Origin of the sequence: Streptococcus parasanguinis, assembly GCF_019929185.1 — a bacterium.
GTDB classification, from domain to species: domain Bacteria; phylum Bacillota; class Bacilli; order Lactobacillales; family Streptococcaceae; genus Streptococcus; species Streptococcus parasanguinis_O.
Genome location: NZ_JAHZPC010000011.1, coordinates 41925 through 63183, shown reverse-complemented (window position 1 = coordinate 63183; position 21259 = coordinate 41925). Strand labels below are relative to the sequence as shown.

Annotated in this window: 24 protein-coding genes; 15 read left to right on the top strand and 9 right to left on the bottom strand. The window is 41.9% G+C overall.

All coding sequences use genetic code 11. From position 1 onward, the window contains the following. Nucleotide 1: 1 nt before the first annotated feature. From fabG to K1I56_RS07510, 7 genes are all read left to right on the top strand, one after another. Complete coding sequence (gene fabG / locus K1I56_RS07540) at nucleotides 2–736, top strand: 3-oxoacyl-[acyl-carrier-protein] reductase (RefSeq protein WP_223325657.1); 735 nt, start codon at nucleotides 2–4, stop codon at nucleotides 734–736. A 61-nt stretch (nucleotides 737–797) separates the two neighbouring features. Next, complete coding sequence (gene fabF / locus K1I56_RS07535; RefSeq protein ID WP_003010454.1) at nucleotides 798–2030, top strand: beta-ketoacyl-ACP synthase II; 1233 nt, start codon at nucleotides 798–800, stop codon at nucleotides 2028–2030. Between the two features lie 3 nt (nucleotides 2031–2033). Beyond that, entirely contained in the window at nucleotides 2034–2522 is a 489-nt protein-coding gene (gene accB, locus K1I56_RS07530; protein ID WP_003010451.1) for an acetyl-CoA carboxylase biotin carboxyl carrier protein, read from the top strand. Next, a complete protein-coding gene (fabZ, locus tag K1I56_RS07525) occupies nucleotides 2519–2944 on the top strand; it encodes a 3-hydroxyacyl-ACP dehydratase FabZ (protein ID WP_003004019.1) in 426 nt (141 codons plus the stop codon). The genes accB and fabZ overlap by 4 nt, the downstream gene beginning before the upstream one ends. Before the next feature lie 13 nt (nucleotides 2945–2957). Beyond that, nucleotides 2958–4322 carry an acetyl-CoA carboxylase biotin carboxylase subunit gene (locus K1I56_RS07520; RefSeq protein ID WP_003003860.1) on the top strand — a complete coding sequence of 455 codons (1365 nt, stop codon included), beginning with the start codon at nucleotides 2958–2960 and terminating at the stop codon, nucleotides 4320–4322. Nucleotides 4323–4425: 103 nt separating this feature from the next. After that, nucleotides 4426–5292: an acetyl-CoA carboxylase, carboxyltransferase subunit beta gene (gene accD, locus K1I56_RS07515; protein ID WP_049498149.1), complete on the top strand. Its 867-nt coding sequence runs from the start codon at nucleotides 4426–4428 to the stop codon at nucleotides 5290–5292. Beyond that, nucleotides 5285–6055, top strand: a complete 771-nt coding sequence (locus tag K1I56_RS07510; RefSeq protein WP_223325656.1) for an acetyl-CoA carboxylase carboxyl transferase subunit alpha — start codon at nucleotides 5285–5287, stop codon at nucleotides 6053–6055. Before accD ends, K1I56_RS07510 begins: the two co-directional genes overlap by 8 nt. A 42-nt stretch (nucleotides 6056–6097) precedes the next feature. Here K1I56_RS07510 and serS read toward each other — a convergent pair whose 3' ends face one another. From serS to K1I56_RS07475, 7 genes are all read right to left on the bottom strand, one after another. Further along, on the bottom strand, nucleotides 6098–7375 hold the full coding sequence (gene serS, locus K1I56_RS07505; protein ID WP_223325655.1) for a serine--tRNA ligase: 1278 nt from the start codon (nucleotides 7373–7375) through the stop codon (nucleotides 6098–6100). A 219-nt stretch (nucleotides 7376–7594) separates the two neighbouring features. Next, nucleotides 7595–7963, bottom strand: coding sequence for a DUF956 family protein (locus K1I56_RS07500; RefSeq protein WP_003010437.1), 369 nt, complete (start codon nucleotides 7961–7963; stop codon nucleotides 7595–7597). Nucleotides 7964–8043: 80 nt separating this feature from the next. After that, on the bottom strand, nucleotides 8044–8955 hold the full coding sequence (locus K1I56_RS07495) for a PTS system mannose/fructose/sorbose family transporter subunit IID (protein WP_223325654.1): 912 nt from the start codon (nucleotides 8953–8955) through the stop codon (nucleotides 8044–8046). A gap of 18 nt (nucleotides 8956–8973) precedes the next feature. Further along, nucleotides 8974–9777: a PTS mannose/fructose/sorbose transporter subunit IIC gene (locus K1I56_RS07490; protein WP_048789380.1), complete on the bottom strand. Its 804-nt coding sequence runs from the start codon at nucleotides 9775–9777 to the stop codon at nucleotides 8974–8976. Between the two features lie 27 nt (nucleotides 9778–9804). Further along, entirely contained in the window at nucleotides 9805–10794 is a 990-nt protein-coding gene (locus tag K1I56_RS07485; RefSeq protein ID WP_031575194.1) for a PTS sugar transporter subunit IIB, read from the bottom strand. A gap of 373 nt (nucleotides 10795–11167) precedes the next feature. Next, nucleotides 11168–12190 (bottom strand): alcohol dehydrogenase AdhP, encoded by a 1023-nt coding sequence (gene adhP, locus K1I56_RS07480; protein WP_155170522.1) that lies wholly within the window; start codon nucleotides 12188–12190, stop codon nucleotides 11168–11170. A 189-nt stretch (nucleotides 12191–12379) separates the two neighbouring features. Further along, entirely contained in the window at nucleotides 12380–13192 is an 813-nt protein-coding gene (locus tag K1I56_RS07475) for a Cof-type HAD-IIB family hydrolase (protein ID WP_223325653.1), read from the bottom strand. A 175-nt stretch (nucleotides 13193–13367) separates the two neighbouring features. On the opposite strand from K1I56_RS07475, the gene K1I56_RS07470 reads away from it, so the two are divergent. From K1I56_RS07470 to lytR, 4 genes are all read left to right on the top strand, one after another. After that, nucleotides 13368–14789: an NCS2 family permease gene (locus K1I56_RS07470; protein WP_223325652.1), complete on the top strand. Its 1422-nt coding sequence runs from the start codon at nucleotides 13368–13370 to the stop codon at nucleotides 14787–14789. 178 nt (nucleotides 14790–14967) lie between these two features. Then, the gene (tsaE, locus tag K1I56_RS07465) at nucleotides 14968–15423 is read left to right on the top strand and encodes a tRNA (adenosine(37)-N6)-threonylcarbamoyltransferase complex ATPase subunit type 1 TsaE (protein ID WP_151379217.1); all 456 of its coding nucleotides are present in this window, start codon (nucleotides 14968–14970) and stop codon (nucleotides 15421–15423) included. Then, on the top strand, nucleotides 15416–15946 hold the full coding sequence (locus tag K1I56_RS07460; RefSeq protein ID WP_223325651.1) for a GNAT family N-acetyltransferase: 531 nt from the start codon (nucleotides 15416–15418) through the stop codon (nucleotides 15944–15946). The genes tsaE and K1I56_RS07460 overlap by 8 nt, the downstream gene beginning before the upstream one ends. Before the next feature lie 13 nt (nucleotides 15947–15959). Then, nucleotides 15960–17153 carry a glycopolymer--peptidoglycan transferase LytR gene (lytR, locus tag K1I56_RS07455; RefSeq protein ID WP_223325650.1) on the top strand — a complete coding sequence of 398 codons (1194 nt, stop codon included), beginning with the start codon at nucleotides 15960–15962 and terminating at the stop codon, nucleotides 17151–17153. A 21-nt stretch (nucleotides 17154–17174) separates the two neighbouring features. Here the strand turns inward: lytR and K1I56_RS07450 are convergent, their stop codons facing one another. Together K1I56_RS07450 and K1I56_RS07445 are read right to left on the bottom strand one after the other, a co-directional pair. Continuing rightward, nucleotides 17175–17465, bottom strand: a complete 291-nt coding sequence (locus tag K1I56_RS07450; protein WP_223325649.1) for a hypothetical protein — start codon at nucleotides 17463–17465, stop codon at nucleotides 17175–17177. 11 nt (nucleotides 17466–17476) lie between these two features. Then, entirely contained in the window at nucleotides 17477–17890 is a 414-nt protein-coding gene (locus K1I56_RS07445) for an HIT family protein (RefSeq protein ID WP_223325648.1), read from the bottom strand. 67 nt (nucleotides 17891–17957) lie between these two features. On the opposite strand from K1I56_RS07445, the gene K1I56_RS07440 reads away from it, so the two are divergent. From K1I56_RS07440 to trmB, 4 genes are read left to right on the top strand one after another with little or no spacing between them, the layout of a single operon-like run. Next, complete coding sequence (locus K1I56_RS07440; protein ID WP_223325647.1) at nucleotides 17958–18689, top strand: ABC transporter ATP-binding protein; 732 nt, start codon at nucleotides 17958–17960, stop codon at nucleotides 18687–18689. Next, complete coding sequence (locus K1I56_RS07435; RefSeq protein WP_223325646.1) at nucleotides 18686–19741, top strand: ABC transporter permease; 1056 nt, start codon at nucleotides 18686–18688, stop codon at nucleotides 19739–19741. The genes K1I56_RS07440 and K1I56_RS07435 overlap by 4 nt, the downstream gene beginning before the upstream one ends. Nucleotides 19742–19781: 40 nt before the next feature. Further along, on the top strand, nucleotides 19782–20576 hold the full coding sequence (ccrZ, locus tag K1I56_RS07430) for a cell cycle regulator CcrZ (protein WP_003003852.1): 795 nt from the start codon (nucleotides 19782–19784) through the stop codon (nucleotides 20574–20576). Further along, the gene (gene trmB, locus K1I56_RS07425; RefSeq protein ID WP_049474381.1) at nucleotides 20573–21208 is read left to right on the top strand and encodes a tRNA (guanosine(46)-N7)-methyltransferase TrmB; all 636 of its coding nucleotides are present in this window, start codon (nucleotides 20573–20575) and stop codon (nucleotides 21206–21208) included. Before ccrZ ends, trmB begins: the two co-directional genes overlap by 4 nt. The last annotated feature ends 51 nt before the right edge of the window (nucleotides 21209–21259 follow it).

Here is a 21259-nt window from a genome sequence, read left to right as displayed (position 1 = left end):
GATGGAACTTAAAAATAAAAATGTTTTTGTAACAGGTTCAACACGCGGAATTGGATTGGCTGTGGCTCATAAATTTGCGAGTCTCGGTGCCAATGTTGTCCTAAATGGACGTTCTGAAATTTCTGAGGACTTGCTTGCACAGTTTGCTGACTATGGTGTGACTGTTGTTGGTATTTCTGGAGATATTTCTAATGGCGAAGATGCGCAACGTATGGTGGCTGAAGCAATTGAAAAGCTTGGAAGTGTTGATGTTTTGGTCAATAACGCTGGCATCACAAACGACAAGTTGATGTTGAAAATGACTGAAGAAGATTTTGAACGGGTCTTGAAAATCAACTTGACAGGTGCCTTTAATATGACTCAAGCTGTCTTAAAACCGATGTCTAAAGCTCGTCAAGGGGCCATTATCAACATGTCCTCTGTTGTTGGTCTAATGGGGAATATTGGTCAAGCGAACTATGCAGCTTCAAAAGCTGGATTGATTGGTTTTACCAAATCTGTTGCGCGTGAAGTTGCGGCTCGTGGCGTTCGTGTGAATGCCATTGCACCTGGTTTCATTGAATCAGATATGACAGACGCTATTCCAGAGAAAATGAAAGATGCCATGCTAGCTCAAGTGCCAATGAAACGAATTGGTCAAGCTGAAGAAGTGGCAGAAGTTGCGGCTTTCTTAGCATGTCAAGAATATTTAACTGGTCAAACAATTGCCATTGATGGCGGCATGACTATGCAATAATGAATGCTCACTGATCGAAAATCACTTACTTAAATATCCATCCGACAAAAGGAGAATATATATGTCTACAAATCGTGTTGTTGTTACAGGTTACGGTGTAACCTCACCAATCGGAAATACACCAGAGGAGTTCTGGAATAGCCTTCATGAAGGAAAAATTGGAATCAAGCCCATTACAAAATTTGATGCTTCTGAAATTCCAGTCTTTAATGCTGGTGAAATTCAAGATTTCCCATTCGATAAATATTTCGTAAAAAAAGATCAAAATCGTATGGATACTTACTCATTGTATGCAATCTATGCTGCAATGGAAGCTATTGAAAATTCAGGCTTGAACATGGAAGAAGAAGATCGCGATCGTGTTGGTGTGATTGTATCATCTGGTATCGGTGGTTTGCAAGAATTGGAAGATCAAATTATCCGGATGCATGAACGTGGGATGAAGAGAATCCAACCAATGTTTATTCCAAAAGCTCTTTCAAACATGGGGGCTGGAAACATCGCACTTAAGATTGGGGCTCAAGGGGTATGTAAATCCGTGACAACAGCTTGTGCTTCTGCCAACGATGCCATTGGTGAAGCTTTCCGTGAAATTAAATTTGGTATGCATGATGTTGTTTTGGCAGGTGGTGCTGAAGCTTCGATTACTAAGATTGGTATCGGTGGTTTCAATGCTCTTACGGCCCTTTCAACAACAGAAGACCCAGAACGTTCATCTATCCCATTTGACAAAGACCGTAATGGTTTTGTGATGGGTGAAGGTGCAGGGGTTCTTGTCATCGAAAGTTTGGAACATGCCCAAAAACGTGGTGCTAATATTTTGGCTGAAATTGTTGGTTACGGCTCAAACTGTGATGCTTACCATATGACAACACCAACACCAGATGGTTCAGGTGCTGCTAAAGCAATTAAATTGGCTATTAATGAAGCTGGTATCAAACCTGAAGATGTCGATTATGTCAATGCGCATGGTACATCTACACCTGCCAATGAGAAAGGTGAAAGCGGAGCTATTGTTTCTGTACTTGGTAAAGAAGTTCCTGTATCATCTACGAAATCATTTACAGGACACTTGCTTGGTGCTGCTGGTGCGGTTGAAGCGATTGCTACCATCGAAGCGATTCGTCACAGCTTTGTACCAAAAACTGCTGGTACTAAAGAATTGTCTGACTATATCGAAGCAAACGTTGTTTATGGTGAAGGTCAAGAAGCGGATATTCAGTACGCTATCTCAAATACCTTTGGTTTTGGAGGACACAATGCTGTTCTGGCCTTTAAACGTTGGGAGGGTTAATTCATGAATATTTCTGAAATCAAAGATTTGTTGGCTCAATTTGATGCGTCAACTTTGCGTGAATTCTCATATAAAAATAATGGCGAAGAATTGAATTTGAGTAAAAACCAAACGAGTTCAGTTGCGGCTACACCGGTTGCTCCTGCAGTTGAAGTGGTAGCAGCTCCTCAAACTCCTGTAGTAGCCCCTGTTGTTGAAGCACCAGCAACTCCAGCTGTAGCGGCTGAACCAGTTGCTGCTCCAGCTCAGGCTGCAGAAGGTGATGTGGTTGAAAGTCCATTGGTTGGGGTGGCTTACTTGTCGCCAGCTCCGGATAAACCAGCCTTTGTATCTGTAGGAGATAAGGTCACTAAGGGTCAAACACTCTTGATTATCGAAGCCATGAAAGTGATGAATGAAGTCCCAGCACCAAAAGATGGGGTAGTCACTGAAATTTTGGTAACGAATGAAGAAATGGTTGAATTTGGAAAAGGATTGGTTCGAATCAAATGACAATTGATATTAATGCTATTCGTGAGGCTTTGCCGCATCGTTACCCAATGCTTTTGGTGGATCGCGTTTTAGAAACAAGTGAAGATACGATTGTTGCCATTAAAAACGTGACAATTAATGAACCATTTTTTAATGGACATTTTCCACAATATCCTGTTATGCCAGGTGTTCTCATCATGGAAGCTTTGGCACAAACAGCAGGTGTATTAGAGTTGTCAAAACCTGAAAATAAAGGGAAATTAGTCTTTTATGCAGGGATGGACAAGGTGAAGTTTAAAAAACAAGTCGTTCCAGGAGATCAACTGGTGATGACAGCTACTTTTGTCAAACGTCGTGGAACCATTGCTGTTGTTGAAGCGAAAGCAGAGGTAGACGGTAAGCTTGCAGCTTCAGGAACACTTACTTTTGCAATTGGAAATTAAGAAAGGCCTATCTATGTTTCGTAAGATCTTAATCGCCAATCGTGGTGAGATTGCAGTGCGCATTATTCGTGCGGCTCGTGAACTTGGCATCGAGACGGTTGCGGTGTATTCTACTGCTGATAAAGAAGCCTTGCATACCTTACTAGCGGATGAAGCAGTCTGTATTGGCCCTGCTAAATCAACAGAATCTTATTTGAATATGAGTGCTGTCTTGTCTGCAGCTGTCTTAACAGGTGCAGAAGCTATCCACCCTGGTTTTGGATTTTTAAGTGAAAACTCAAAATTTGCAACCATGTGTGAGGAAGTGGGCATTAAATTTATTGGTCCTTCTGCTAAAGTCATGGATTTGATGGGGGATAAGATTAATGCTCGTAAACAGATGATCAAAGCAGGAGTGCCTGTTATTCCTGGATCAGATGGTGAAGTGTATACTGCTGAAGAAGCCCTCGAGATTGCAGAACGTATTGGTTACCCTGTGATGTTGAAAGCATCTGCAGGAGGCGGTGGTAAGGGAATTCGGAAGGTTGAAAAACCAGAAGATTTGGTTGCTGCTTTTGAATCTGCTTCCTCAGAAGCTCAAGCTGCTTTTGGGAATGGTGCCATGTATATGGAGCGGGTGATTTATCCGGCACGCCATATTGAAGTACAGATTTTAGCGGATCAGCATGGACATGTCATTCACTTAGGTGAACGCGATTGCTCTCTTCAACGGAACAATCAAAAAGTTCTAGAAGAATCCCCTTCAATTGCTATCGGAAAAACTCTTCGTAATCAAATTGGTTCTGCTGCTGTTCGGGCTGCTGAATCAGTTGGGTATGAGAATGCTGGAACGATTGAATTCTTGTATGATGAAGGCAAGGGTGAGTTCTACTTTATGGAAATGAATACCCGTGTGCAAGTGGAGCATCCTGTCACAGAATTTGTAACAGGAGTTGATATCGTTAAGGAACAGATTAAAATCGCAGCTGGCCAAGAATTATCCGTTACTCAAGAGGATATTGTCATTAAAGGCCATGCGATTGAATGCCGGATCAATGCGGAAAATCCTTCCTTCAACTTTGCACCAAGCCCAGGTAAGATCACTAATCTCTATCTTCCAAGTGGTGGGGTTGGCTTGCGTGTGGATTCTGCTGTGTATCCTGGTTATACGATTCCGCCATACTATGATAGTATGATTGCTAAGATCATTGTCCATGGGGAAAATCGCTTTGATGCACTGATGAAAATGCAGCGAGCTCTTTATGAGTTGGAAATCGATGGTGTCACAACCAATAGTAGTTTCCAGTTGGATTTGATTTCAGATTCACATGTGATCGCTGGTGATTATGACACTGCATTTTTGATGGAACAATTCCTTCCAAATTATAATAAGGAATGATGAAAAAGCCTGGACTTGTGAGGGAAGTATGAACATCATCTTCACAGTTTCAGGCTTTTATAGTAATGCTTCAGATACTGTAGCATATTATAAGGAGTAAGTAATGGCATTATTTTCTAAAAAAGATAAATATATTCGGATCAATCCGAATAGGTCAGCCTGGAAGGAGCCTCAGCCAAAACCTGAAGTTCCTGATGAACTATTTTCACAATGCCCAGGTTGTAAACATACCATTTACCAAAAGGATTTAGGTAGTGAGCGTGTCTGCCCGAATTGTGGCTATACCTTCCGTATTTCTGCTAAAGAACGCTTGGCGCTGACAGTGGATCCAGCTAGCTTTGAAGAAATGTTTACAGGAATCGAAACGACAGATCCTTTGAATTTCCCAAATTATAAGAAGAAACTAGCAGCAGTGCGGGAAATGACAGGATTGGATGAAGCTGTCCTGACTGGAACTGCCTTGATTAAAGGGCAAGAAGTTGCGCTTGGGATCATGGATTCCAACTTTATCATGGCTTCAATGGGTTCTGTAGTAGGCGAAAAAATTACTCGTTTATTTGAATTTGCGACAAAAGAAAAATTGCCAGTTGTTCTTTTTACCGCTTCCGGTGGTGCTCGGATGCAAGAAGGAATCGTGAGTTTGATGCAAATGGCGAAAATTTCTGCGGCTGTTCAACGTCATTCTAAAGAAAAATTATTCTATTTGACAGTATTGACAGATCCGACAACTGGTGGGGTGACAGCCTCATTTGCTATGGAAGGTGATATTATCATGGCAGAGAGTCAGGCCTTGGTCGGGTTTGCAGGTCGGCGCGTGATCGAATCAACTGTGCGTGAAAAATTGCCAGATGATTTCCAAAAAGCAGAATTTCTACAAGAACATGGATTTGTAGACTTGATCGTGGAGAGAAGCCAAATCCGAGCAACAGTTGGACAATTATTGGCCCTTCATGGAGGTAAACATGAGTAAAATAACACAGATTATTAAAGAGGCACGTGACCAAGGAAGATTGACTGCGCTTGATTTTGCTCAAGGAATTTTTGATGATTTTATCGAATTACATGGAGATCGAAACTTCCGTGATGATGGTGCGGTGATTGGTGGAATTGGACGCTTAGGCGATCAAACGGTTACAGTCGTTGGAATCCAAAAAGGAAAAAATCTTCAAGATAATCTAAAACGTAATTTTGGGCAACCACATCCAGAAGGCTATCGAAAAGCTTTGCGCCTCATGAAGCAAGCAGAGAAATTTGGCCGTCCAGTTGTGACCTTTATCAATACAGCGGGTGCTTATCCTGGTGTTGGTGCTGAAGAACGAGGACAAGGTGAAGCCATTGCTCGCAACCTCATGGAAATGAGTGATTTAAAAGTTCCGATTATCGCGATTATCATCGGAGAAGGTGGTTCTGGTGGTGCCTTAGCTCTTGCTGTAGCAGATAAGGTCTGGATGCTTGAGAACTCCATCTATGCAGTCTTGAGTCCAGAAGGTTTCGCCTCTATTCTTTGGAAAGATGGAAGTCGTGCCATGGAAGCAGCAGAGTTGATGAAGATTACTTCTCACGAATTGTTAAATATGGAGATTGTCGATAAGGTGATTCCCGAGCATGGATTTTCAAATGGAGAGCTACTGGCTCAAGTGAAGGAGGAATTACAGGAAGAGTTAAAGGTTTTACAAGCTTTACCTCTCGAAGAGCTTCTGGAGCAACGCTACCAACGTTTTCGTAAATATTAAAAAACTGAGCTTGCAATTTGCAAGACTCAGTTTTTTTAAACTTTATTTTGGTGCGATAACTTCTGCGCCACCCATGTATGGGCGAAGGACTTCTGGAATGGTCACAGAACCGTCTTCGTTTTGGTAGTTTTCAAGAATAGCAGCGACGGTACGTCCGACTGCCAATCCAGAACCGTTCAAAGTGTGAAGGAGTTTTACCTTGCCATCTGCTTCATCACGGTAGCGGATTTGCGCACGGCGAGCTTGGAAATCTTCTGTATTGGAACAGCTGGAGATTTCACGGTAGGTATTTTGTGCTGGAATCCATACTTCCAAGTCATAAGTCTTAGCAGCTGAGAAGCCCATGTCTCCCGTTGAGAGAGCTACTACACGGTATGGAAGGTTCAGTTTTTGAAGGATATTTTCAGCATTGACAACCATTTTTTCCAATTCATCATATGAATCTTCTGGTTTGGCAAATTTCACCATTTCAACCTTATGGAATTGGTGCAAACGGATCAATCCACGAGTATCACGACCAGCTGAACCAGCTTCTGAACGGAATGATGGACTCATAGCGGTGAAGTAGATTGGAAGGTCTTTCCCATCAAGAATTTCATCGCGGTAGTAGTTTGTCAAAGGAACTTCAGCAGTTGGAATGAGGACATAATTAGTATCGCTAAGTTCAAAAGTGTCTTCCTTGAATTTTGGATACTGACCAGTACCAAACATAGAATCATGGTTGACCATGTAAGGTGTGATGACTTCAGTGTAACCTTCTTTTCCGTGCTCATCCAACATAAAGTTGTAGATAGCACGTTCTAAGCGAGCTCCAAGTCCTTTGTAGAAGAGGAAGCGAGCACCAGTGACTTTAGCCCCGCGTTCCCAGTCAAGGATATCAAGGTCTTCTCCTAAATCCCAGTGAGCTTTTGGTTCAAAGCCAAATTCGCGAGGTGTTCCCCAACGGCGAACTTCAACATTATCGTCTTCGTCAGCCCCAATAGGAACACTGTCAGCCGGGATGTTTGGAAGGGTTGTAGCAAATTCTGTCAATTTAGCATCGATTTTCGCTAATTCGGCATCTAGCGCTTTGACCTCAGCAGATAGGGTTTGCATGGCAGCAATCTTGTCGTCGGCATTTTCCTTGTTGCGTTTGGCTTGAGCGATTTCCGCAGATACCGTGTTGCGCTCTGCTTTGAGATTTTCTACTTTGACTAAGATGTCTCGACGTTTGGCATCGATTTCTTTCATTTCATTCAAAATAGCCGCATCGACACCACGTGTCGCTAATTTTTCAGCAACTGTATCAAAGTCTGTACGAATCCGTTTAATATCTAACATAAGAACTCCTTTATATGAAAAAGCACACCTGACAAAGCGTTGGAGTGGCAGAGCCACGGTTCCATCCAACTTCACAGGTGTGCACTTGATTCAATATTGTATTTTAACTAAACGGTAGAATTTCAATTAAGGTTTCTATCTGCTCACAGCAACCGCAGACTTTCTGAAAGAGCCTCTTAACTTACTTATCCGTTTGCGTCTATTATACAAGAAAAGATCCTATTTTGCAAATAGATTTTTAATTTTAGCCGTGATGGTTTGGATCAACGTAGGAAGTTTGACAATTTTATCATTTCCTAAATGTTCTCGAGCAATCTTTAAAATTTTTCCAGAGTCTTTTGAAGCAAAGAGAAATTTTGATTCTCTGGTATAGATTTCAAAATGGCGGCTAATTTTACGTCCGGATACATTGGCTCCGATTTGTTCGATTTCTTGCCAGGGAATTTGGATGTAGTCTTCTACATTTGCATCCGCATAAAATTCAAAAGCGGCATTCCCGACAAGGATTTTTCCAACCTTTCCCCCCACTCCCAGGTAAGAAACTCCTGTAGTATGGAATTCAACGGTTTTATTCAATGATTGGGCCATGAGATCCTCCTGTATTGCTGTTCATTCCATTATATCATAATAAAAAGAAGGTCGAAACCTTCTTTTTTGTTGATCTTTGCTTACATCAAGCCAGCAACGTGTGCCAAGACACCGATTACAAAGAGGGCGATGATGATAGTGATTGGAGATACTTTCTTCTTAAGCAACCACATACAAGCGAAAGTAAGAAGCAATCCCATCAAACCAGGAATCAATGAATCCAAGTTTTGTTGGAAAGTTGTAACTTTTTCAGGTGTTTGAGATAGACCTGAACCAACTTGAGCGAAGGCTTCTTGGATACCCTTGTATCCTTCAGGAAGTTTATCCCAGTGGATATAAGCTTTGTCGTCTAATTTGACAGAAGAAACATTAAAGATAAATTTAATAGATACCCAACGTTCTACCAAGACAGCGAGGATGAACATCCCAAGGATAGAAGCCCCTTTAGTGATGTCTTGCAAGATCCCACCAGACATATCTTTGGTAATTTCAGAACCTGCTTTGTAGCCAAGTTCTTGCGTGTACCACAAGAAGGTCATACGAATCGCATTCCATGCGATAAAGAAGATGAGTGGGCCAAGGATGTTACCAGACGCAGCAAGTGATGCACCAAGAGCCCCAAGAATTGGACGTACTGTAAACCAGAAGACTGGATCTCCGATACCCGCCAAAGGACCCATCATACCAATTTTAACCCCTTGGATAGCAGCATCGTCAATAGCAGCACCGTTTGCTCTTTCTTCTTCAAGAGCAAGCGTTACCCCGATGATAGGAGCGGCAACGTATGGGTGAGTGTTAAAGAATTCCATGTGACGCTCAAGAGCAGCCGCTTGGTCTTCTTTCTTTGTGTAGAGTTTTTTGATAGCTGGGATCAATGAGTATGCCCAACCCAAGTTTTGCATCCGTTCATAGTTCCAAGAACCTTGCAAGAAGGTTGAACGCCACCAAACTTTTTGACGATCTGATTTAGATAATTGTAATTTTTCAGTCATGATAGTGTCACACCTTTCTTAATAGTCTTCGAGAATGTCGCCAATTGGATCGTTAGAAGTAGCGGCACCGCCACCTCCATTGCCACCTTTCTTAGAAAGAGTAAGGTAGATCAAGGCAAGGGCAACACCAATTGCTCCAAGAGCGATCAAAGTTAATTGGCTAACGGCTGCAAGAGCAAAACCGATGGCAAAGAATGGCCATACTTCACGGCTCGCCATCATGTTGATAACCATGGCATAACCAACGGCTACAACCATACCACCACCGATTTGCATTCCATCAGAGAGCCATTTTGGCATTTGTTCAAGAGCAGTTTTGACAGTTTCAGCAGGAATCATCAACAAGAGGGCTGCAGGAATGGCGATACGAAGACCTTGAAGAAGAAGGGCCACAAAGTGAGCGCGTTCTACACCTTTGATATCCCCTTTTCTAGCAGCAGCGTCGGCAGTGTGAACCAAACCAACGGAAAGGGTACGGACGATCATGGTCAAGAAAAGACCAGCAACTGCAAGTGGAATAGCGACACCTTGAGCGACAGCGATTCCTTTTGTACTGAAGTCTCCCCCAAGTACCATGATGATGGCAGCAGCGACAGATGCAAGGGCAGCATCGGGTGCAACTGCGGCACCAATGTTTGCCCAGCCAAGTGCAATAAATTGAAGTGAACCACCAAGCATAATGCCAGCAGTCAAGTTACCTGTTACCAAACCGATTAAGGTACAAGCAACAAGGGGTTGGTGGAATTGGAATTGGTCAAGGATACCTTCAAGACCTGCTAAGAAGGCAACAACGACCACTAATACCATAGAAATAATAGACATGTTTAAAATCCTTTCGTAAGTAATCGATTATTGAACGTTAGCTTTGTTAATTAAGTCAAACAAATCTTTCTTAGAGTCATTTGGCACTTTACGAACGTCAAATTCAACTCCAAGATCACGCATTTTTTCAAATGTAGCCACGTCATCTTTATCCATTGACAACACATTGTTAACCATGGTTTTACCAGTTGAGTGGGCCATTGAACCAACGTTCAAGGTTTTAATCGGAACACCACCTTCGATGGCGCGAAGAGCATCTTGAGGTGTTTCAAATAAGATCAAAGCATGGGTATTTCCAAAACGTGGATCTTTTGCAACGTCGATCAATTTTTGAATTGGGACAACGTTTGCTTTCACACCATTTGGTGCCGCTTGTTTGATCAATTCCTTACGGAGTTCATCTTTGGCAACAGAATCTGAAGCAACAATGATCCGATCGGCTTTTGAATCAGGTGTCCAAGCAGTTGCGACTTGTCCATGAAGAAGACGTGTATCTAAGCGGGCAAGGTTAATCTTGAGTTTTCCATCTCCGATAACTGTTCCTTCTGGAATAGCAGCTTGGGCTACAGGAGCAGCAGCGGCTGTACTAGCTTCTTCAACAGGATTCAATTCTTCTGGAAGAGCTTTGACACCGTCTTTTGCTTCCTTAATGATGTTTGCAGCGACTTTATCAACGCCGGCATTTGCATCCATCAAACGTTCTGTATAAGCTTGAATCAACATCGGAAGGTTTAATCCTGTAATGATCGCAAATTTACGATCTGGATTTTCTCCCATGACGCGACTTGCTTGGTTAAATGGAGAACCACTCCAAAGGTCAGCCAAAACCAAGACTTCATCTTCTGCATCAAATGCGGCAACAGCTGCATTAAATTTAGCATAGAGATCATCCGGGCCTTCGCTTGGCATGAACGTAACCACTTGAACTTTCTCTTGATCCCCAAAGATCATCGAGCCGGATTGGTGGATTCCAGCTGCAAATTCACCGTGGCTAGCAATAATGATACCAATACTCATTATTGACATTCCTCCTTATAAAATTTGTTTGACTTTCAGTTTAAGAAAACTTTAAGCTACTTTATTATAAATCGTTTCCACACTTAAGTCAATTTTTCTATCAAAATCTCGATGTAAAAACATCGATTTATTATATTAAATTATCGTTAGATAGAAAAAGAATGCTCTTGAATGAATTTTGTTTATTACTTGTTGATGCTTAAAAAATCAATAATAGATATGTTTTATAGGATTTTGTTCTCAATGAAAAGATTCCGAGAATCAAACGATATTCTCGAAAACAAAAATAAATATATAATAAATTGTAAATAAGAGTGATTGAGAGCACTCAAAAAGACTAGCCCAACTGGGCTAGTCCTGTAGGTTCAGTTGTTTAGTTTGTAAAGTCAAGTACCATACGTCCTTGAATGGTTCCAGCTTCCATTTCGTCAAAGACTTTGACAGCATCTTCTACTGGACGTTTTTGAACGACTGGCACTACCAAACCTTCTGCGCCAAATTGGAAGGCTTCTTCCAAGTCTTTACGAGTTCCTACAAGAGAACCAATGACTTGGATACCATCTAATACAGTTTTCACAATGCTGAGGTCCATCATTTCAGAAGGAAGACCAACTGCGACAATGCGGCCACCTGCACGAACAGAATCTACTGCTTGGTTGAAAGCTACTTTAGAAACAGCTGTTACGACAGCAGAGTGAGCTCCACCATTTGTTTTTTCTTTGATCAATCCTGGGACATCTTCGACTTCGCGACCGTTGATGACAAAGTCTGCACCAACTTCTTTCGCCAATTCCAGTTTGTCATTGTTGATATCAACAGCGATGACATGTGCGTTGAAGACTTTCTTGGCATATTGAACAGCCAAGTTACCCAATCCACCAGCTCCGTAGATAACGATCCATTGTCCTGGTTCTGCTTTGGCTTCTTTGATGGCTTTGTAAGTTGTAACACCTGCACAAGTGATAGAAGAAGCTTGGGCTGGATCTAATCCTTCAGGTACTTTCACTGCGTAATCTGCAGTAACGATACATTGCTCAGCCATTCCTCCGTCAACAGAATAACCAGCATTTTTTACAGTACGGCAAAGGGTTTCGCGACCGGTTGTACAGTATTCACAAGTTCCACATCCTTCGAAAAACCATGCGACACTGACACGATCTCCAACTTTTAGGCTCTTGACATCTGGAGCGACTTCTTTCACAATTCCGATTCCTTCGTGTCCAAGAACACGGCCTGGCACTTTACCGAAGTCTCCGTGAGCGACGTGCAAGTCAGTGTGGCAGACACCACAGTATTCGATTTGAACAAGAGCTTCCCCTGTTTCAAGTGGACGCATGTCTTTGTTTGCAACGATTTCAACACCAGTACCTTCTGGATTTACAACAACAGCTTTCATTTTGTTCCTCCTTAAGTGAACGAGAAGCGATTTAGAATTTTTGAAAGCGCTTCTTTAATAACTATGTTAATAATATCACAAACTTATCTATTGAACAATAAAAAAATGGAAAAAAAGAAGGGTATTGATTAACCGATTAAGGATTTAGCGCAGAAAAAGACATGAGGGGATAGCTCATGTCTGTTCCTATTATAAGAATAATTGAATGAGTTGACGCGCGACACCATCTTCATTATTCGTGAAATCAGTGATGGAGTCTGCATAGGGGAGAAGGATGGAGCTGGCATTTTTCATAGCGTATCCATAACCAGCTAGAGCTAGCATCTCAGTATCATTGTGCTCGTCTCCAAAGGCAATCAAATCTTTCTGATCCATATTGAGTTTATCCAGAAGGTAGGTCAGAGCGGATGCTTTGGTTACATTTTTGGGATTGCATTCCAGAATATTTAAAGGACCACCCCAAGTATTAATAGACAGATTGTAGTCATAATGCCGATTCATTTCATCTGCCAGAGCATATTTGTCTTCCGCTTTCGTTTGAAAAAGGATACAGTTTGGGTCACTTGTTACCCGTTCTGGATTAAATTGATTTTCTGGTTGGAAAGCCTCGATACCGAATAATTTAGGGTCTGCGACTTGCTCATTTGGATCGGTAATATAGAATTTATTGCGGTATTCGCCAGCTATAAAGTCCGCTTGGATGGTATCCCGGTTGGCGACCATATCTAGGAGGTATTTTTTATCTAAAGTTAAACATTGTTCATCTGCCCATTTTTTCTCAGGCAGATGGGTGAGGGAGCCATTGAAATTGATCATCGGAGTATCAAGCTCTAGTTGTTTGTAATAGGTATGGGCCATACGGTAGGGACGTCCTGTTGTAATAATGATTTTATGGCCAAGAGCGCTAATTTTTTTAATGGTATCAATGGTAAAGTCGCTCAATTTGCTTTCGGAATTTAAGAGGGTTCCGTCTAGATCTAGAGCGATCATCTTTTTATGCATATTTCAGTTCCTTTCGAGAAGAATGAGACCATTATATCAGAAAAATCGGAAAAGCGCTCAAAAATCGAGAAGCGAAGCGGGATTTCTTGAAAGACGAAAGATCTTTTGGTAGAATAGATATAACGTTCGCAAATTGATTGGGAGCGAGAATGATGAAAAAGGAGTTTATTCTGAAATGGATAAGTTTTTTAAACTTTCAGAACATGGAACCACTGTTCGGACAGAGGTTCTTGCTGGTCTGACAACCTTTTTTGCGATGAGTTATATCCTCTTCGTAAATCCTCAAATGTTGTCACAAACAGGTATGCCAGCTCAAGGGGTCTTCCTTGCAACGATTATTGGATCTGTGGTCGGAACCTTGATGATGGCTTTTTATGCCAATTTACCCTATGCACAAGCACCAGGAATGGGCTTGAATGCCTTCTTTACCTTTACCGTTGTATTTGGTATGGGCTACTCATGGCAGGAAGCTTTGGGAATGGTCTTCATTTGTGGTGTGATTTCATTGATCATCACATTGACAAATGTTCGGAAGATGATCATCGAATCGATTCCGACAGCCCTACGCTCTGCTATTTCAGCGGGGATTGGGATTTTCTTGGCCTATGTTGGGATTAAGAATGCAGGATTTTTGAAATTTACGATTGACCCTCATACCTATACAGTGGTCGGAGAAGGAGCAGATAAGGCGAATGCAACGATTTCAGCCAATGCATCTGCTGTTCCTGGTTTGGTTGATTTTAACAATCCAGCCGTCCTCTTGGCCCTTGTTGGTCTTGCGATTACCATTTTCTTTGTTGTCAAAGGGATTAAGGGAGGGATTATCCTTTCCATCTTAGCAACGACTGTTCTTGGAATTCTCATCCATGTTGTTGATATCAGTAAAATCGACTTTGCAAGTAACCATCTAGGAGCTGCCTTTAATGATTTAGGCACGATCTTTGGTCAAGCTTTAGGATCGAAAGGATTGGGTTCGTTGATTTCCAATACGTCTCGTTTGCCTGAAACCTTAATGGCAATCTTAGCCTTCTCCTTGACCGATATTTTTGATACAATTGGAACTTTGATCGGTACGGGTGAAAAAGTTGGGATTGTTGCGACGAATGGGGAAAACCATCAATCAGCGAAATTAGATAAAGCCCTCTATTCAGACCTCGTAGCGACTTCAGTTGGAGCTATTGCAGGGACATCGAATGTAACGACCTATGTTGAATCTGCAGCCGGTATTGGAGCGGGTGGACGAACTGGTTTGACAGCCTTGGTTGTAGCGATCTGTTTTGCTATTTCAAGTCTCTTTAGTCCTTTGTTGGCGATTGTACCGACCGCTGCTACAGCTCCAATTTTGATTGTTGTTGGGATCATGATGTTGAGTGGCTTGAAAAATATCCATTGGGAAGATATGTCAGAAGCAGTTCCTGCTTTCTTCACCTCTATCTTTATGGGCTTCAGCTACTCGATTACACAAGGGATCGCTGCTGGATTTATCACCTATAGCTTAGTGAAAGTGGTTAAAGGAGAAGCCAAAGAAGTGCACAGCATGATTTGGATTCTAGATGTTCTCTTTATTTTAAACTACGTTAGCATGGCCTTGAATTAAGCATCAGGAAAGTGCCAAAAAGGAATGGGAGTTGTCTCCCATTCCTTTTTAGATGGATCGAGGGAATGAATGGGAGAGTTTCCTGTTTTCTTTGATTCCTTTTTCTCAAAAGCAAACCAAAGTCGAACAATTTCTAAAAGAAAGAGCAGATTTTTAAAAAGTTTGGTATAATAGAGAAATGATTAGTCACAATGAAACGGAGCTGATCGCTCTAGGAAAACAACTAGGAAAACTCTTAGAAAAGCAAGACGTGATTATCTTATCAGGTGATCTAGGAGCAGGGAAAACGACTTTTACCAAGGGAATTGCAAAGGGGTTAGGGATTGATCAGATGATTAAAAGCCCGACCTATACCATTGTTCGTGAATACGAAGGTCGCTTGCCTTTATACCATTTGGATGTTTACCGGATTGGGAATGATCCAGATTCTATTGATTTAGATGATTTTCTATTTGGAGATGGGGCGGCCATTATTGAATGGGGAGAGCTGATTGAGCCGAGTCTCTCGGATGCTTATCTTAAAATTTTTATCCGAAAATTAGAAGATGGTCGAGAGTTAGCTTTTGAAGCTCATGGAGCGCGTGCAGAAGCTTTGCTGGCATCCTTTGAGCAGGTGGAAAAAACGGATGACTAAGGAAAAGGAAGTGACAGTAGAAATTCGGCAAGCTGACAGTGCAGACGCGGCTCTTGTCGTTGATTTCTTAAATCGAGTCGGGAAAGAGTCAGATTACATGACGCTAGATGAAGCTGGAATTGGCATGTCTCCAGCAGACATGGAGCAATTTCTGATGGTGCAAGAGATGGCGGAAAACCGGATTTGCCTCTTGCTATTTCTAGATCAGGAACTGGCAGCTTTGTTAAATATCACTGCGGCTTCTCAACGGTCTGTTCAGCATATTGGTGATGTCTTTATTGTGGTTCAAAAAGTTTATTGGAATCAAGGACTTGGACAGATCTTGTTGGAAGAAGGGATCGAGTGGGCGCACTCGACCGGTGTTCTTAGGAAACTAGTCTTGAATGTCCAAGTGCGCAATGAGCGGGCGGTTCACCTGTATAAAAAATTAGGTTTTGAGATCGAAGGTTGCCAAGCTCGTGGAGCTTGTTCAGCTGAAGGAGAATTCTTAGATGTTTACCTTATGGGGAAACTGATAGATTAGAGAGAGATTCTATATGGTTAAAAAAATTATTTTGATGTTTTTGAGCTTATTGACGGTAACAGTGATTGGGATCGGGGCCTACGGCCTTACCATCCTAAACCAAACGACTGGGACTCTCAGTAAGACCTATAAAGGCTTTGGAAATGAGACCAATGTTATTGCAGAAAACAAGCCGATGACCATCCTTTTGATGGGGGTTGATACAGGTAGCGGTTCTCGGGAAGATCCTTGGGCCGGAAATAGTGATACCATGATTTTGGTGACTGTCAATCCTCAAACAAAAGAAACAACCATGACGAGCTTGGAAAGAGATATCCTAACCAATATTACTTCAGATGGCGAAACAGTCCAAGCAAAATTGAATTCGGCTTATGCTCAAGGCGGTGCCAAGTTAGCCATTAAGACTATTCAAGATCTTTTGAATATCCATATTGACCGCTATGTCATGATCAATATGAAGGGATTGGTTCAATTAGTGGATAAGGTTGGTGGCATCACGGTCAACAATCCATTTGACTTCGATATCTCGATCGAGGAAAATGAGCCAGAATATACGGCTAAGATCGCACCAGGACGTCAGGAGATTAATGGGGACCAAGCTCTCGTTTATTCACGCATGCGCTACCAAGACCCAGAAGGAGACTATGGACGTCAAAAACGCCAACGTGAAGTGATCAAAAAGATTGTTGAGAAAGTTTTAAGCCTCAATAGTTTGAGTCACTACAAAGGGATCATTGAGTCTGTTAGTGACAATATGCAAACCAACATTTCACTCGATAGCAACAGTCTTCTTCAATTACTAGGCTATAAAGATGCCCTTTCAACGATTCATCAGTACCAGTTGAAAGGAGAAGATGCCACCTTAGCAGATGGCGGAAGTTATCAGATTGTCACTTCAAAACATCTCTTGAAAATTCAAAATATCATCCGCAAAGCTTTGGGTCTGAAAGAAATTAAAACATTGAAAACCAATGCTTACCTATTAGATGGAGATGAAGAGTTGAAGAATACTTCTTCTCAAAATGATACGCCAGCGGCATCATCTGAGGAAGCACCTGTTTACCAAGAGTTTAACCAACTACCAGTTGTACCATCAACCCAGGATACGGGAGTGGTGACGCCTCAAAGTTCTGTTGCACCAGTGACACCAGTTGCTCCTGCAGCTACAGAGTCGAGCAGTGTGACACCTACGGTACCTTCAGAATAAGAAAAAAACGATTGAGTTTTCTCAATCGTTTTTACTTGGTTGCCAGATGTCTTGAATTTCTTTTAGAGAGGCTGTTGCTTGTTGACTAAATAGTTTGGTCTTGTATTGGAAATCCGTTACCAATTCTTGAAGATTGGTCTTTTGGTCTTGGATAATATCCAGATTGCGTTGGATTTTTGCTAGGTTATCTTGGATTCCCTTGATCAATTGACTGGATTCAGTCACCTCTGTTTTTATTTCTTTGCGGTTTTTAACTAATTGGTAACTAATACTAGCCCCAGTTGCAAACCAAAAGAGATTTTTGAGTTTCATATGGTCTCCTTTTAGCTGTTTTGGATGGTTTCTGCGAGAACTGTTAGTTGTTCAAAATTAGGCTCGTGTTCAGTAAATGAAATGGCAAGCTCATCTTGATCGGAATAGCGAGGGATAATGTGGACATGTGTGTGAAATACGGTTTGTCCAGAAACTTCTTCCATGTTGCTGATGATATTCATTCCCTTAGCTTGGGTAGCAGCTTCTACTTTTTTTGCAACTTTAGAGACACGTGCAAATAGTTGAGCTGTGGCGGTTTCGTCCATCTCTAATAGATTGCGAGCATGTTTTTTTGGAACCACTAACGTATGACCTGGTGTAACCTGAGAGATGTCTAAAAATGCGAGGACTTCCTCGTCCTCATAGACTTTGGAGGAAGGAATGTCGCCAGCTATAATCTTACAAAAAATACAATCGTCAACCATAAATACACCTCATTTAGACTAAATTTTGTTATAATATAAGAACATTATACCAGAAATCGGAGAAAATATGTTAGAAATCAACAAGTTGACAGGGGGCTATGTCAACATCCCTGTCCTGAAAGAGGTGAGTTTTTCAGTTCCGGATGGCCAACTGATTGGTTTGATTGGACTAAATGGAGCTGGGAAGTCAACCACGATTAATGAAATTATTGGTCTCCTGCATCCTTATGCTGGGGAAGTACGGATTGATGGCCTGAGCCTTCCAGAAGCTCCAACTGACTATCGTAAAAAAATCGGCTATATTCCAGAAACCCCTAGTCTATATGAAGAATTAACCTTGCGAGAGCATATCGAGACCGTAGCTATGGCCTATGATTTAGACATGGATCAGGTCATGGTGCGCGTCCAGCCTTTGTTGGAACGATTCCGTTTGGCTGAAAAATTAGATTGGTTCCCGACCCAGTTTTCAAAAGGGATGAAGCAAAAGGTCATGATTATTTGTGCCTATGCAGTGGAGCCAAGTCTTTATATTGTCGATGAACCCTTTTTGGGATTGGATCCTGTTGCGATTGCAGATTTGATTCAGTTATTGGCAGATGAGAAAGCAAAAGGAAAATCGATTTTGATGAGTACCCACGTTCTGGATTCGGCTGAAAAGATGTGTGATGGTTTTGTGATCCTCCATAAGGGTCAGGTCCGAGCACAAGGGACCTTGGACGAGCTGCGTTCAACTTTTGGGGATGAGAAAGCAAGTCTAAATGATATCTACATGACCTTGACAGAAGAGGAAACAGCATGAAAGAGTTGATGAAAAAACGGCAAGAAACGTTTCGAACTCAATGTGTAAAATATAGCCGCTATGTTCTCAATGATCATTTCGTCCTCTTTATGCTGATTTTCATAGGATTTTTGGCGGTTCAATACAGCCAATTCTTGCAAGATCTCCCCAAAGATACAAGCCTGATCCGCTGGAGTCTCATGATTGGTTTGCTCCTATTGGTTCCGATTGGCTCCATTGCGACCTACTTAGAGAAACCCGATGCTTTATTCCTTTTAGTAAAGGAAGAGGAAGTGAAACGTTATATCAAAGGGCAGGCCAAGAAGTCTTTTGTGTTTTGGTTTTTGATTCAAAGTTTTGTCCTTCTATTATTTGTGCCTCTTCTTCTGGCAACTGGGCTGGATAAACTTGCTATTGTAGCTTATATCCTTGTCTTAGGGGTGGCTAAAGGGGCTGTTTTTAGCTGGAAGGAAGCGCGCTTTTACCAGGATGGAAATTTGAATTGGAACTTGGCCATTGCTCGTGAGAATGCAAGGAAACAATTGATTCTTCGCTTCTTTGCCTTGTTTACAACGGTGAAAGGTATTACTAACAGTGTCAAAAGAAGAGCCTACTTGGATGGTTTCTTAGGGCTTCTTCCCAAAACACATGGCAATACGTGGCTTCACTTATATACGCGCTCCTTCCTACGGAATGGAGATCTTTTCTCTATGACTCTCCGACTCTTGGCTCTTTCCATTCTCGCTATCATCTTTATTCCCCAACCTCTCGTAGTGATTGCCCTTGTAGCCTTGCTCAATTACTTGGTTATTTTTCAATTACTGGGGCTTTACAGTGCTTTTGATTACCAACCCTTGACCCTCCTTTTCCCGATGAAAAAGGGCAGTAAAAAGGCAGGGTTGAACAAAACGATTCAGCTGGTCATGGGGATGATAACGGTGATAGAAGGGGGGATTGGCCTGGCCTTTATTTCAGATAAAGTCCTGTTGTTAGGCTTACTGGCTTATACAGTTGCTTTAATCCTACTCTATCTTCCATTTAAGATGGCGCGCTTGGTTGACGAAAGTCGTTAAAATTAGTAAAATAGATTGGAAACTTTTTACGGAGGAAAAGATGGACTCGAATGAAAAAGAGCTAAGCCTCACCCCAATTCCTGGGAAGAGTGGGAAGGCCTACATGGGGACCTACCCAGATGGTGGGCGCGTTTTTGTAAAAATGAATACGACCCCAATCCTTGCGGGTCTAGCAAAAGAACAGATTGCTCCTCAATTGTTATGGAGTCGACGATTGCCAGATGGAAATGTGATGAGTGCCCAAGAATGGTTGAATGGGGAAATTCTCACGCCAAATGGGATGTCAAAAAAACAAGTGGTCAATATTTTAACGAGATTGCACCGTTCTAGACCTTTGATGACCCAATTGAAAAAACTTGGCTATCCTGTGGAATCTCCATTAGAATTGCTCAATTCTTGGAGCAACCGGTTGCCAATTGCCCTACGTCAGAACCACTATATCCAATCAGTTGTAAAGAATTTACGTAAGACAGTGCCTGCCTTTCGGGAGGATTATGCGACGATCGTCCACGGAGATGTTCGTCATAGTAACTGGATTGAGACAGAGAGCGGCTTGATTTATCTAGTCGATTGGGACTCTGTTCGTTTGACAGACCGGATGTTGGATGTGGCGCATATCTTGAGTCACTATATCCCAGATTCTAATTGGCGCGATTGGTTAGGCTATTATGGCTACAAGTACAATCAAAAAGTATTTGATAAACTCTATTGGTTTGGTCAATACTCTTTCTTGTGCCAAATTGCTAAATACTATGAAAATAATGATTTAGAAAATGTCAATCGCGAGATCTATGCTCTGCGCAATTTCCGGTTGAAATATGGAAAGGAAATATGAGAGTTAGAAATCGCAAGGGAGCGACTGAATTATTAGAAGCGAACCCGCAATATGTGGTCCTAAATCCAGAAGATGCCAAGGGAAAGTGGCATGAAATTTTCGGGAATGACCATCCTATTCATATCGAAGTGGGTAGCGGGAAAGGGGCCTTTATTACTGGGATGGCCAAGGCCAATCCAGAGATCAACTACATCGGAATTGATATTCAAAAATCGGTCTTGAGTTATGCTTTAGATAAGGTCTTAGAAGCTGATGTTCCTAACATTAAATTGCTTTGGGTAGACGGAGATAGCTTGACCAACTATTTTGAAGATGGAGAAATCGATCGACTCTATCTGAATTTTTCAGATCCTTGGCCTAAGAAACGTCATGAGAAGCGTCGCTTGACTTACAAGACTTTCTTGGATACCTTCAAGCAAATTCTTCCAGAACATGGGGAGATTCACTTTAAAACAGATAATCGAGGTCTATTTGAATACAGTTTGGTGAGCTTTTCTCAATACGGAATGACTTTGAAGGGAGTCTGGTTGGACCTTCATGCTAGTGATTTTGAGGGCAATGTCATGACGGAATATGAGAAAAAGTTCTCCAGTAAAGGCCAGGTCATTTACCGTGTAGAAGCACAGTTTTAGCATATTCCTTGCAATCGTTGGGGAATCGTGTTATAATACCTTAAATGAATA